Annotated in this window: 13 protein-coding genes; 9 read left to right on the top strand and 4 right to left on the bottom strand. The window is 71.4% G+C overall.

The window, feature by feature from the left end; genetic code table 11:
- Window positions 1-110: 110 nt before the first annotated feature.
- The 6 genes from EIM48_RS05110 (at window position 111) to EIM48_RS05085 (ending at window position 4,273) form a co-directional block, all read left to right on the top strand.
- On the top strand, window positions 111-911 hold the full coding sequence (locus EIM48_RS05110) for an ATP-binding cassette domain-containing protein (protein ID WP_019397492.1): 801 nt from the start codon (window positions 111-113) through the stop codon (window positions 909-911).
- Window positions 911-1,660: an MlaE family lipid ABC transporter permease subunit gene (locus EIM48_RS05105; protein WP_019397491.1), complete on the top strand. Its 750-nt coding sequence runs from the start codon at window positions 911-913 to the stop codon at window positions 1,658-1,660. Before EIM48_RS05110 ends, EIM48_RS05105 begins: the two co-directional genes overlap by 1 nt.
- 91 nt (window positions 1,661-1,751) lie before the next feature.
- A complete protein-coding gene (gene mlaD / locus EIM48_RS05100; protein ID WP_019397490.1) occupies window positions 1,752-2,288 on the top strand; it encodes an outer membrane lipid asymmetry maintenance protein MlaD in 537 nt (178 codons plus the stop codon).
- Window positions 2,285-2,926, top strand: coding sequence for an ABC transporter substrate-binding protein (locus tag EIM48_RS05095; RefSeq protein ID WP_019397489.1), 642 nt, complete (start codon window positions 2,285-2,287; stop codon window positions 2,924-2,926). The genes mlaD and EIM48_RS05095 overlap by 4 nt, the downstream gene beginning before the upstream one ends.
- Entirely contained in the window at window positions 2,913-3,215 is a 303-nt protein-coding gene (locus EIM48_RS05090; RefSeq protein WP_125111188.1) for an STAS domain-containing protein, read from the top strand. Before EIM48_RS05095 ends, EIM48_RS05090 begins: the two co-directional genes overlap by 14 nt.
- Window positions 3,212-4,273, top strand: a complete 1,062-nt coding sequence (locus EIM48_RS05085; RefSeq protein WP_125109193.1) for a VacJ family lipoprotein — start codon at window positions 3,212-3,214, stop codon at window positions 4,271-4,273. The genes EIM48_RS05090 and EIM48_RS05085 overlap by 4 nt, the downstream gene beginning before the upstream one ends.
- Window positions 4,274-4,375: 102 nt before the next feature.
- Here the strand turns inward: EIM48_RS05085 and rmuC are convergent, their stop codons facing one another.
- The gene (gene rmuC / locus EIM48_RS05080) at window positions 4,376-5,947 is read right to left on the bottom strand and encodes a DNA recombination protein RmuC (RefSeq protein ID WP_125111187.1); all 1,572 of its coding nucleotides are present in this window, start codon (window positions 5,945-5,947) and stop codon (window positions 4,376-4,378) included.
- Between the two features lie 91 nt (window positions 5,948-6,038).
- Here rmuC and EIM48_RS05075 point away from each other — a divergent pair, with 91 nt between their 5' ends.
- A complete protein-coding gene (locus EIM48_RS05075) occupies window positions 6,039-6,410 on the top strand; it encodes a DUF488 domain-containing protein (RefSeq protein WP_125111186.1) in 372 nt (123 codons plus the stop codon).
- Window positions 6,411-6,505: 95 nt separating this feature from the next.
- Complete coding sequence (gene putP / locus EIM48_RS05070) at window positions 6,506-7,993, top strand: sodium/proline symporter PutP (protein ID WP_125111185.1); 1,488 nt, start codon at window positions 6,506-6,508, stop codon at window positions 7,991-7,993.
- 20 nt (window positions 7,994-8,013) lie between these two features.
- On the opposite strand, the gene EIM48_RS05065 is transcribed toward putP, so the two are convergent.
- Complete coding sequence (locus EIM48_RS05065; protein ID WP_125111184.1) at window positions 8,014-8,757, bottom strand: SDR family oxidoreductase; 744 nt, start codon at window positions 8,755-8,757, stop codon at window positions 8,014-8,016.
- 97 nt (window positions 8,758-8,854) lie between these two features.
- A complete protein-coding gene (locus tag EIM48_RS05060) occupies window positions 8,855-10,036 on the bottom strand; it encodes a class I SAM-dependent rRNA methyltransferase (RefSeq protein ID WP_019397482.1) in 1,182 nt (393 codons plus the stop codon).
- Window positions 10,037-10,246: 210 nt separating this feature from the next.
- On the opposite strand from EIM48_RS05060, the gene EIM48_RS05055 reads away from it, so the two are divergent.
- Window positions 10,247-12,478: an NADP-dependent isocitrate dehydrogenase gene (locus EIM48_RS05055; RefSeq protein WP_028914265.1), complete on the top strand. Its 2,232-nt coding sequence runs from the start codon at window positions 10,247-10,249 to the stop codon at window positions 12,476-12,478.
- Here EIM48_RS05055 and EIM48_RS05050 read toward each other — a convergent pair.
- Window positions 12,447-12,662, bottom strand: a complete 216-nt coding sequence (locus EIM48_RS05050; protein ID WP_232210955.1) for a hypothetical protein — start codon at window positions 12,660-12,662, stop codon at window positions 12,447-12,449. The genes EIM48_RS05055 and EIM48_RS05050 overlap by 32 nt on opposite strands.
- Window positions 12,663-12,745: the final 83 nt, after the last annotated feature.

The following is a 12,745-nucleotide window of genomic DNA, read 5'->3' as shown; positions in this document are numbered from 1 at the left end:
CGGGACAATTCCTGTACTGGGCGGTTCAATGGATAGGTTAAGATTCAGTCTTTCCGACGCATGATGCGCCGGTTTGTGGTTCCCCCAACCGCGAAGGAAACGCGCGCCACATGCCCGCTCCCGCCGCCAACGCCGTCGCCCTGCAGGGAGTCCGCCTCGACCGCGGCGGACGCACCATCCTGCGCGACCTCGACCTGACGGTTCCCGCCGGCAGCATCACCGCCGTGCTCGGACCCTCGGGCACCGGCAAGTCGACCCTGCTGGCCGCGCTGACCGGCGAACTGGTGCCGGCCGCCGGCAGCGTGCGCGTGTTCGATCGCCCGGTGCCGCGAGGGGCGCGCGAACTGCTGGAGATGCGCAAGGGCATCGGCGTGCTGCTGCAGGGCAACGGCCTGCTGACCGACCTGAGCGTGGCCGAGAACGTGGCCCTGCCGCTGCGCACCCATACCCGCCTGCCCGAGCCGCTGCTGCGCCGGCTGGTGGAGATGAAGCTCAACGCGGTCGGCCTGCGCGGCGCGGCGGAGCTTTATCCGCGCGAGCTGTCCGGCGGCATGGCCCGGCGCGTGGCCCTGGCCCGGGCGCTGGCGCTGGATCCGCCGCTGATGCTCTACGACGAGCCGCTGACCGGCCTGGATCCGATCGCCTCGGGCGTGATCATGAGCCTGATCCAGCGCCTGTCGCGCAGCCTGGGCCTGACCAGCATCATCGTGTCCCACCACGTGCACGAGACCCTGCCGATCGCCGACCAGGTGGTGGTGATCGCCAACCACGGCATCGTGTTCGACGGCACCCCGGCACAGCTGCAGGCCTCGACCGACCCGCTGATCCGCCAGTTCCTGGACGGCCAGCCGGACGGCCCGATCCCGTTCGAGAGCGCCCGCGAGGGCGCCGCGCGCGCGGAGGCTGCCTGATGGCCGCCGTCGCCGCGATCCGTTCCCTGGGCCGGGCCGGCCTGTTCTCGCTGTCGGTGCTGCGCGCCTCGCTGCCCAGCCGCGACTTCTTCGCCGAGCTGGCGCGGGAGATCTACAAGATCGGCGGGCGCTCGCTGCCGATCATCGCCGTCGGCGGCGCGTTCGTGGGCCTGGTGCTGACCCTGCAGGGCTACCGCACCCTGACCACCTTCGGCGCCGCGGACGCGCTGTCGACCCTGCTGGGCCTGTCGCTGTACCGCGAACTGGGCCCGGTGCTGACCGCGCTGCTGTTCATCGGCCGCGCCGGCAGCTCGATCGCCGCCGAGCTGGGCCTGATGCGCGCCACCGACCAGATCAAGGCGCTGGAGCTGATGGCGATCGACCCGGTGGCCAAGGCGGTGGCACCGCGCTTCTGGGCGGCGGTGCTGTGCGTGCCGCTGCTGACCGGCTTCTTCTGCTCGCTGGCCATCTCCGCCAGCTGGTTCGAGGCGGTCAAGGTGCTGGGCCTGGACAACGGCACGTTCTGGGCGGCGCTGCAGGGCAGCGTCGATTTCTGGGACGATTTCGGCGTGGCGCTGCTGAAGTCCGCGGTGTTCGGCGGGGTCAGCGCGCTGGTGGCCGCCTACGTGGGCTTCCACGCCGAGCCGACCATCGAGGGCACCTCGGTGGCCACCACCCGCGCGGTGGTCAATGCCTCGCTGCTGGTGCTGATGCTGAACTTCGTGATGTCGGCCCTGCTGTTCCGTTGAACCGGCGCCGGCACCCGGTGCCGGCATTGCAGAAAAACCCCGGGCATCCTCCGGTGCCCTGTTCCGATCCGTTTCCCACAGGTAGCTCCCCATGGCAATCCGCGGTCCCAGGCTTGAATTTGCGGTCGGCGCCTTCCTCATCCTGGCGCTGGCCTCGCTGCTGGTGCTGGCCTTCGCCTCGACCAACCGCCAGTTCGGCCTCGGCGGCGGCAGCTACGAGCTGACCGCGCGCTTCGCCAACCTCGGCCAGCTGCGGCTGCAGGCGCCGGTGAAGATCGGCGGCGTGGTCGTGGGCCGGGTGAAGAAGGTCGAGCTGGACCCGGTGCGGTTCGACTCGATCGTCACCCTGGCCATCGACGAGCGCTACCAGGACCTGCCGGGCGACACCTCGGCGGCGATCCTCACCAGCGGCCTGCTGGGCGAGAGCTACATCGGCCTGCAGCCGGGCGGCGATCCGGAACCGCTGCGCCCCGGCGACGAGATCGTCTACACCCAGCCGGCGATCGACCTGATCCAGCTGGTCGGCAAGTACATGTTCGGCGGTGCCGGCGGCGGTGGCGCCGACCCGGCCAAGGTGCTGTCCCCGTCGTCCACCGAAGAACCGTCCCCCACGGAAGAAACGCCATGAAGCCCCTGATCCTCTCCCTCGCCCTGGCCCTGCCGCTGCTGGCGGGCGCCCCGGTCCACGCCCAGGCGCAGGCCCAGGCCAGCGCGCAGACCCCGGGCCGCCAGGTGGTCGAAACCGGCACCCGCGTCCTGACCACCCTGCAGCAGCGCCGCCCCGAGTTCCAGAAGGACCGCAAGGCGCTGCGCGCCTACATCGAGTCCGAACTGCGCACCGGCTTCGACCGCGAGTACGCCGCGCGCCTGGTGCTGGGCCCGCACGGCCGCGGCGCCAGCGAGGCCGACGTGGCCCTGTTCGCCGATGCCATGACCGACAACCTGATGCAGCGCTACGGCGACGCCCTGCTGGCGTTCGAGGGCCGCCCGCGCATCCGCCTGAAGTCGGAGACCCCGCTGCCGAACAACCGCGGCGTGCGCGTGTCCACCGAGATCCTGCGCGACGGCGGCGACCCGATCCCGGTCGACTACCTGGTGCGCAACAACGGCGGCTGGAAGATCTTCGACGTGATGGTCGAGGGCGTGTCCTACGTGCAGACCTTCCGCACCCAGTTCGACGCCCCGCTGCGGCAGAAGACGATCGCCCAGGTCGCCGCCGAGCTGCGCAGCGGCAGCCTGCGCCCGGACACCAATGGCAGCCGCTGACGGCGCCCGCGCCCGCCGCGAAGGCGAGGTGCTGCACCTGGAAGGCCGCCTGGACCGGGCGGCCGCGGTGGCGCTGTGGCCGACGCTGCAGGCGCTGGCCGACGGCGCCCGCGCGCTGGAGCTGGGCGCGATCCAGGCCCTGGACAGCGCCGGCCTGGCGCTGCTGGCCGAGGCCGCCGCGCACGCCGGCGGCCAGGTCGAAATCCGGGGCGACGCGCCCGGCCTGGCCGAGCTGCGCGCCGCCTACCGGCTGGACCCCCAACTGAACTACGCCGGAGCCTCCCCATGAAGCCCGCCCCCACCGGCGCCCTGCTGTTGCCGCTGCTGTTGCTGGCCGGCTGCGCCAGCGCGCCCAAGTCCGCCGACACCGGTCCGGAGCCGGCCCCGCTCGTGGCCGGCACGGCGGCCGTCGCTGCCGCCGGCGAACCCACCGATCCGGCGACCGCCGCCCAGCCGGCGCCTGAGGCCGGAGCCGGCGCCCTGGCGCCGGCGCAGGAAGGCGCGGAAGTCGCCGCGGTGCCGGCCGATCCCGTCGATCCCGTCGCTCCCGCCGCCACCGATACCGACGCCCTGGCGCCGACCGAGGCCGAGGACGACTTCGCTGCGCTGTACGGCGCGCCGGCCGATGGCGATCCGTCCGCGCGCCCGGCCTACGACCCGTGGGAGCCGATGAACCGGCGCATCCACGCCTTCAACAACGTGGTCGACCGCGCCATCGCCCGCCCGGTGGCGCGCGCCTACGTGGCGGTGGTGCCGGAACCGGTGCGCCTGGGCGTGGGCAACTTCTTCGACAACCTGGCCTCGCCGGTGATCTTCCTCAACCAGCTGCTGCAGGGCCGCCCGCGCGACGCGGTGCAGACCCTGGGCCGGTTCGTGGTCAACACCACCCTGGGCATCGGCGGCATCTTCGACCCGGCCACCGACCTGAAGATGAAGCGCCGCAGCGAGGACTTCGGCCAGACCCTAGGCATCTGGGGCTGGCGCAACTCGCGCTACGTGGAGCTGCCGTTCTTCGGCCCGCGCACGGTGCGCGACGTGTTCGGCCTGGCCGGCGACATGCCGCTGTCGCCGACCCGCCAGGTCGAGCGCGACCGCTACCGCATCGCCCTGCAGGGCGCGCAGCTGGTGGACCGCCGCGCCGCGCTGCTGCCGATCGAGAGCATGCGCGAGAACGCGGTGGACGAGTACGCGATGATCCGCGACGCGTGGATGCAGCGCCGCCAGTACCAGATCGAGGCCGACCGCCGCGGCAACCGCAGGCACGAGGGCGACGACCTGCCCGAATACCTGCGCGAGGACCGCGACCCCACCGTGCCGGTGGACGCGATGCCGATCCCCGGCACCTGAGCCGGAAGCGACGCAGGTGCACGAAGGGCCCGGGAGACCGGGCCCTTCTTCCATCCATCAAACCGACCGCGCGTGACGGCGATGGCCGCCGCACCTCCGGCCTCAGGACCCGCCGTCCTCGCCGTCCAGCCCGGCCTCGACCGCGTCCAGGCCCAGGTCGCCCAGCAGCGCCTGCGCCTGCTCCTGGCCCAGCGACTCCACGCTGCGCAGGCGGCGCTCGATGGTGCGGGTCTTGCGGCTGGCATCGCCCAGGCTCTTGCCCACGGTGCTGATCTGCTTCTCCGCGCGCTCGAGGATGCTGGCGAACTTGCCGAACTCGCTCTTCACCGCACCCAGCAGCTGCCACACCTCGCTGGAGCGCTTCTCGATGGCCAGGGTGCGGAAGCCCATCTGCAGGCTGCCGAGCAGGGCGGTGACCGTGGTCGGGCCGGCGACCACGATGCGGTGCTCGCGCTGCAGGGCGTCGGTCAGCCCGGCGCGGCGGATCACCTCGGCGTACAGGCCCTCGGTGGGCAGGAACATCACCGCGAAGTCGGTGGTGTGCGGCGGCACGATGTACTTCTCGCAGATCGACTTGGCCTGGATCCGGATCGCCTTCTCCAGCTGCGCGCCGCAGCTGCGTACCAGCTCCGGGTCGCCCTGTTCCTGGGCGTCGACCAGGCGCTCGTAGTCCTCGCGCGGGAACTTGCAGTCGATCGGCAGCCACAGCGGCGCCTCGTCGTTGCCGCGGCCGGGCAGGCGCACGGCGAAGTCCACCGCCTCGGCGCTGTCCGGGCGCAGGCGCACGCTGCGCGCGTACTGCTCGGGGGTGAGGGTCTGCTCCAGGATCGCGTCCAGCTGCACCTCGCCCCAGGTGCCGCGGGTCTTGACGTTGGTCAGCACGCGCTTGAGGTCGCCCACGCCGGTGGCCAGCTGCTGCATCTCGCCCAGCCCACGCTGCACCTGCTCCAGGCGCTCGGACACCAGCTTGAAGGACGAATCCAGGCGGGTGGCGAGGGTGCTCTGCAGCTTCTCGTCCACCGTCTCGCGCATCTTCTCCAGCTTGGCGGCGTTGTCCTGCTGCAGCGCGCGCAGCTGCTGCTCCAGGGTGGCGCGCATCTCGCCGATGCGCAGCTCGTTGCGCGCGGTCAGCTCCTGCAGGCGCTGGTTGAGGCCCTCGGCGAAGCGCTGCTGCGATTCCAGCGCCTCCTGGCGGGTGACGCGGGCGTCCTCGGTCAGGCTCGCGCGCAGCGCCGCCAGCTGCTCGCCGAAGGCCTGGATGCGGGTGTCCTGCTGGCGGCCGAACAGGTCCAGCTGCGCGCGCATGTCGCCCAGCCGCTGCGACAGCAGCTCGCCCAGCCTGGCCTGCGCCTCGATGCCCTCGGCCCGGCCCTTGCGCGCGTCCTCGGTGAGGGAGTCGCGCAGCTGGTCCAGGCGGGCGTCGGTGCGGGTGCCCAGGTCGGCCAGGTGGCGGGCGAAGCCATCGATGCGCGCGCCCTGGGTGGTGGCCAGGCCGTCCAGCTGCTGGCGCAGCTCCAGGCGGCCGTCGCGCTGTTCGGCGCGCAGGGCTTCCTCCAGCTGCGCGCGCAGGCGCTCGAAGGCGGCGTCGGGGCGACGCAGCAGCAGGGCGACCACGCAGGCCAGGATCGCCAGCAGCAGGCCGGCGATGACGATCAGGAGCAGGGATTCGGTCATGCGCGAAGTGTAGCGGCCGGCGGTCTCAGGCCCCGCGACCGCGCGGGGGCTTTCACGCCGGGGGAATCCGCGCGCCCACACAGTGCCGGCCATGGCCCGCCCCGCCCGCTATCCGGTGCGCCTGAAGCGCGTGTACGAGCCGCCGGACGCGGAGGACGGGCTGCGCCTGCTGGTGGACGGGGTCTGGCCGCGCGGGATGCGCAAGGACACGCTGGAACTGGAGGCCTGGCTGCGGATCATCGCGCCCAGCACCGCGCTGCGCCGCTGGTACGGCCACGACCCGGCGCGATGGGACGAGTTCCGTGCGCGTTACTTCGCCGAACTGGCCGCAAACGCCGAAGGCCTGTCGCGATTGCGCGGCTATCTGGTGCGCGGACCGGTGACCCTCTTGTATGCCGCCGCCGACGAGGAACACAACAACGCGGTGGCGCTGCGCGACTACATCCTGCAGGGTTCGGGCTGACCGCCGCGGGCTCGGTTGCGTTTGCAACCAAGGGGAAGGGCCCTTAGCCTGCGTGGTTTCGTGCCCGTCGCGGCCCCGCCAACCCCGGAAACCGCATGACCGCAAGCACCCCTCTGCTCATCACCTTCTCCGCCTACCTGCTGCTGATGGTGGGCATCGGCTTCATCGCCTGGCGCCGCACGCGCACCTTCGACGACTACATCCTCGGCGGCCGCTCGCTGGGCGGCTTCGTCACCGCCCTGGCGGCCGGCGCCTCGGACATGAGCGGCTGGCTGATGATGGGACTGCCGGGCGCGCTGTACCTGACCGGCGCGTCCGAAGCCTGGATCGCGGTCGGCCTGCTGCTGGGCGCATGGGCGAACTGGCGCTGGGTGGCCGGCCCGCTGCGCCTGTACACGGAACGCACCCGCAACGCGCTGACCCTGCCGGACTACTTCACCCACCGCTTCGAGGACCGCAGCCGCCTGCTGCGGATCTTCTCGGCGCTGGTCATCCTGGTGTTCTTCGCCATCTACTGCGCCTCCGGCATCGTCGCCGGCGCGCGCCTGTTCGAGAGCATGTTCGGCCTGTCCTACGGCCAGGCCATGGTGTGGGGCGCGGTGGCCACCATCGCCTACACCTTCGTCGGCGGCTTCCTGGCGGTGAGCTGGACCGACACCGTGCAGGCCTCGCTGATGATCTTCGCCCTGCTGCTGGTGCCGGTGTTCGCGATCATTGGCGCGGGTGGACCGGGCGATGCGCTGGCCCTGGTCGAGCAGGTCGACCCGGCGCGCCTGGACTGGATCGGTACCGGCGGGATGGTCGCGGTGGTTTCCGCGCTGGCCTGGGGCCTGGGCTACACCGGACAGCCGCACATCCTGGCCAGGTTCATGGCGGCCGACAGCCTGGCCACCATCCCGCGCGCACGCCGCATCGCCATGGCCTGGATGCTGCTGTGCATGGTCGGCTCGGTCGCCACCGGCCTGGCCGGCATCGCCTGGTTCGCCACGCATCCCGAGGTCGCCGGCCCGGTGAACGCCAATCCGGAGCGGGTGTTCATCGCCCTGGGCGAGCAGCTGTTCAACCCGTGGATCGCCGGCGTGCTGCTGTCGGCGATCCTGGCGGCGATCATGAGCACCCTGTCGGCGCAGCTGCTGGTGTGCTCCAGCGCGCTGACCGAGGACTTCTACCGCGGCCTGCTGCGGCCCAACGCCGGCCACCGCGAACTGGTCTGGTTCGGTCGCGGCATGGTGCTGGCGGTGGCCGCGCTGGCGATGTGGATCGCGCGCGATCCCGACAGCCGGGTGCTGGGCCTGGTCTCCTACGCCTGGGCCGGGTTCGGCGCCGCGTTCGGTCCGGTGGTGGTGCTGTCGCTGTTCTGGAAGCGCATGACCCGCAACGGCGCGCTGGCGGGCATGCTGGCCGGCGCGATCACGGTGATCGCGTGGAAGCACACCGGCAGCGCGCTGTACGAGATCGTGCCGGGCTTCATCGCGGCGACCATCGCCATCGTGCTGGTGAGCCTGCTGGGCAGGGCGCCGGCGCGGGAACTGCAGGCACGCCACGCCCAGGTGCGCGCGGCCCTGGACGAACACGGCCACTGAGCGCGGCGGCGGCGCGGCTTTCAGCGCGCGGTGTAGCCGCCGTCGACCAGGTGGTAGCTGCCGGTCACGAACGAGGCTTCCTTCGACAGCAGGAAGCAGGTCAGCGCCGCGACCTCGTCCGTGGTGCCCAGGCGGCCGGCCGGATGCAGGGCGACCAGGCCCTCGCGTACCGCCGGCTCCAGGCCCGACAGCAGCGGGGTGTCGATGAAGGCCGGTCCGACCGCGTTCACCCGGATGCCCTGCGGCGCATATTCCATCGCCGCGGTCTTCGTCATGCCCAGCAGCGCGTGCTTGGCGGCCACGTAGGCGATCGAGCCGCTCCAGCCCACGCTGCCAAGGATCGAGGCCATGTTGACGATGGAGCCGCCGCCGCTGGCCAGCATCGCCGGCAGCTCATGCTTCATCGAGTACATCACCCCGTGCAGGTTGACGTCGATGACGCGGTGCCAGTCGGCCAGCGGGTAATCGGCGGTGGGATGGCTGGGCCCGCCGATGCCGGCGTTGTTCACCGCCAGGTGCAGGCCGCCGAAGCGCTCGACCGTGGCCTGGACCATGCGCTCCACCGCCGCGGCATCGGCCACGTCCAGCTGGAACGCCAGCGCATCCGCCTCGCCGAGGCCGGCGGCCAGCGCCTGCGCCGCGGCGCCGTCGTAATCGGCGATGACGACCTTCGCGCCCTCGCGCGCCAGGCGGCGGCAGATGGCCTCGCCGATGCCCGATGCGCCGCCGGTGACGATCGCGACCTGTCCTTCGAACCTGTTCATGGCAATGCTCCTCTGGCGGGTTGCTCCCATGCTCGGGCCCGGGCGCGGCGGCCACCTTGATCGCGATCAACCCGCCGGCCGCACCGGCGGGGCGTGCTCAGTCCAGCACGCGGCAGAACACCGCCTTGAGGTAGCGCGACTCCGGCACGTGCGCCAGGAACGGATGGTCCGGGCCGGCGCCGGCCACCTTCAGCACCTGCACGGTGCGGCCGGCGTAGAACGCGGCGCGGCGCAGCATGTCCAGGAACTGGTCCTCGGCCACCAGGCCGGTGCAGGAGAACGTCGCCAGCAGGCCACCGGGCCTGACCACGCCCAGCGCCAGCTTGTTCATGTCCAGGTACTTCTTCAGCGCGTTGATGACCTGGTCGCGGTCGCGGGTCATCTTGGCCGGGTCGAGCACCACCGCGTCGTACTGCTCGCCGCGGGCGGCCGCGTCGCGCAGCCAGGGGAAGATGTCGGCCTGGACGAAGCGCGGGCGCACGTTGTTGAGGCGGGCGTTGCCCTTGGCGATCTCGATCACCGCCTCGTCGATGTCGATGCCGGTGACCTCGGCGGCGCCGCGCACCGCTGCGTACACGGCGAAGCCGCCGGTGTTGCAGCACAGGTCCAGCACGCGCTTGCCCGCCACCTGGCGCGAGAACCACTCGCGGTTCTCGCGCTGGTCGGCGAAGAAGCCGGTCTTGTGCGCCCCGGCCGGGTCGGCGCGGAAGCGGATCCCGTGCTCGGTGATGATGGCCGGCTCCGGCGAGCCGCCACCGCTGTACACCGGGCGGTAGTCGAAGCTCTCCTGCTTCTGCACGTGGTCCTCGGCGAAGCTGTAGATGCGCGCGCCGGGGAACTGCGCCTGCAGCGCGGCGTAGATCCACTCGCGGTAGCGCCACATGCCGGCGCTGAAGAACTCCACCACCAGCAGGTCGTCGTAGCGGTCCACCACCAGGCCGGTGAGGCCGTCGCCCTCGGCGTGGACCACGCGCCAGGCATTGGACACCTCGTCCAGCTTCAGCACCTCGCGGCGCAGGGCCACGGCCTGGCCGATCCGGCGCGCGAACCAGTCCGCGTCCACCGCCACCGCCGGGTCGGTCTCCAGGATGCGCAGGGCGATGCGCGAGTGGCCGTTGTAGAAGCCGCGGCCGATGAACTGGCCGTCCACGTCGTAGGCGTCGACGATCTCACCCGGGCGCGGCCGCTGGGCCGGCTTCTCGACAAGCTTCTGGAAGATCCAGGGATGGCTGGAACGCCACGCGTTCTTCAGCCGCACGGTGGGGTAGGGGGTATTCATCGCGCAATTGTACGTTCGCCGGGGCCCGGCGGCCGCCCGCGGCGGGCCCGACCGTACCGCCGGGCATGGCCGCGCGCCGCGCGAAGCGCGCATCGGAGGGCAAAACACGCGACAATGCCGGGGTTTCGCCGCCGGGTCCTGCCGCCGCCGCGGGCGCCCCGGCGCTTCCTGTTCCGTACCGCCGTCCGCACCAGAGAGCCCCCGCAGACCATGTCGAACACGCCGAAGATCATCTATACCCTGACCGACGAAGCGCCGTTCCTGGCCACCCAGTCGCTGCTGCCCATCGTCCAGGCCTTCGCCGCCACCGCCGGCATCCAGGTCGAAACCCGGGACATCTCTCTGGCCGGCCGCATCCTGGCGCAGTTCCCGGACTACCTGGGCGAGGACCAGAAGATCGGCGACCACCTGGCCGAGCTGGGCGAGCTGGCCAAGCGCCCGGAAGCCAACATCATCAAGCTGCCGAACATCTCCGCCTCGGTGCCGCAGCTGAAGGCGGCGATCAAGGAACTGCAGGCGCAGGGCTACCCGCTGCCGGACTACCCGGACGCGCCCAAGGACGAGAAGGAAAAGGACATCCAGGCCCGCTACGACCGGGTCAAGGGCTCGGCGGTCAACCCGGTGCTGCGCGAGGGCAATTCCGACCGCCGCGCACCGGCCTCGGTCAAGAACTACGCGCGCAAGCACCCGCACCGCATGGGCGCCTGGAGCAAGGATTCGAAGTCGCACGTGGCGCACATGGCCGCCGGCGACTTCTACGGCAGCGAGCAGTCGGCCACCATCGCCGCCGACGGCGCGCTGCGCATCGAACTGGCCCAGGCCGACGGCCGCACCGTGGTGCTGAAGGAGAAGGTGGCGGTCAAGGCCGGCGAGATCGTCGACGCGGCCACCATGAGCCGCAAGGCGCTGGCCGCGTTCGTGGCCGAGCAGGTCGAGGACGCCCGCGCCAACGACGTGCTGTTCTCGGTGCACCTGAAGGCGACCATGATGAAGGTCTCCGACCCGATCATGTTCGGCGTGGTGGTCTCGGAGTTCTACAAGGACGCCCTGGCCAGGCACGCCGACGCGCTGGCCTCGGTGGGCTTCTCGCCGGAGAACGGCATCGGCGACCTGTACGCGCGCATCGCCTCGCTGCCGGAGGAGCAGCAGGCGGCGATCAAGGCCGACATCGAGGCGGTGTACGCGCGCGGCCCGGCGGTGGCCATGGTCAACTCGGACAAGGGCATCACCAACCTGCACGTGCCCTCGGACGTGATCGTCGACGCCTCGATGCCGGCGATGATCCGCGACTCCGGCCGCATGTGGAACGCGCAGGGCAAGCTGCAGGACGCCAAGGCGGTCATCCCGGACCGCTGCTACGCCGGCGTGTACCAGGCGGTGATCGACGACTGCAAGGCCAACGGTGCGTTCGACCCGACCACCATGGGCTCGGTGCCGAACGTGGGCCTGATGGCGCAGAAGGCCGAGGAGTACGGCAGCCACGACAAGACCTTCCGCATCCCGGCCGACGGCACCGTGCGCGTGCTCGACCAGGACGGCAAGCTGGTGTTCGAGCACAAGGTCGAGGCCGGCGACATCTGGCGCATGTGCCAGACCAAGGACGCGCCGATCCAGGACTGGGTCAAGCTGGCCGTGACCCGCGCGCGCCTGAGCAACACCCCGGCGGTGTTCTGGCTGGACGCCAACCGCGCCCACGACCGCGAGGTCATCGCCAAGGTCGAGAAGTACCTCAAGGACCACGACACCTCCGGCCTGGACATCCGCATCCTGGAGCCGGTGGAGGCCACGAAGTTCTCGCTGCAGCGCATCCGCCAGGGCAAGGACACCATCTCGGTGACCGGCAATGTGCTGCGCGACTACCTGACCGACCTGTTCCCGATCCTGGAGCTGGGCACCAGCGCGAAGATGCTGTCGATCGTGCCGCTGATGGCCGGCGGCGGCCTGTTCGAGACCGGCGCCGGCGGCAGCGCGCCCAAGCACGTGCAGCAGTTCCTCGAGGAGAACTACCTGCGCTGGGATTCGCTGGGCGAGTTCCTGGCCCTGGCCGCCTCGCTGGAGCACCTGGCCGAGCAGACCGGCAATGCCAAGGCCGCGGTGCTGGCCAAGGCCCTGGACCAGGCCAACGGCCTGGTGCTGGACAACAACCGCTCGCCGGCGCGCAAGGTCGGCGAGCTGGACAACCGCGGCAGCCACTTCTACCTGGCCCTGTACTGGGCGCAGGCGCTGGCCGCGCAGGACGAGGATCCGGCGCTGCAGGCGAAGTTCGCGCCGCTGGCCAAGGCCCTGGCCGAGAACGAGGCGAAGATCGTCGCCGAGCTCAACGGCGCCCAGGGCAAGCCGGTGGACATCGGCGGCTACTACCACCCCGACCTGGCCCGCACCAGCGCGGCCATGCGCCCGTCGCCGACCTTCAACGCCAGCCTCGCGGCACTGGCGGCCTGAGCGCGGCCTCCACTTCCCGCTCCACCCGACGACGCCCGGCCTCGCGCCGGGCGTCGTGCTTCGTGGCGTCCGCCGGGTGCGCGGTGGCCGCGTCCAGGTCCACCACGTAGCCCTCCATCGACAGCAGCTGGCGGAACATCGCCGACAGCTCGCTTCCGTATGCGCCCGTGTTCCTCGTACCCATGTCCGTGCTCCGGCTGGCTTGAACGTGGATCAAGCTAAGGCGATGCTGGCCGCGCACGTAGCGCAAGTTCCAAAAGCCAGACT

Origin of the sequence: Pseudoxanthomonas sp. SGNA-20, assembly GCF_003931635.1 — a bacterium.
Lineage (GTDB): Bacteria > Pseudomonadota > Gammaproteobacteria > Xanthomonadales > Xanthomonadaceae > Pseudoxanthomonas.
This window is presented reverse-complemented; position numbering and strand designations above follow the sequence as displayed.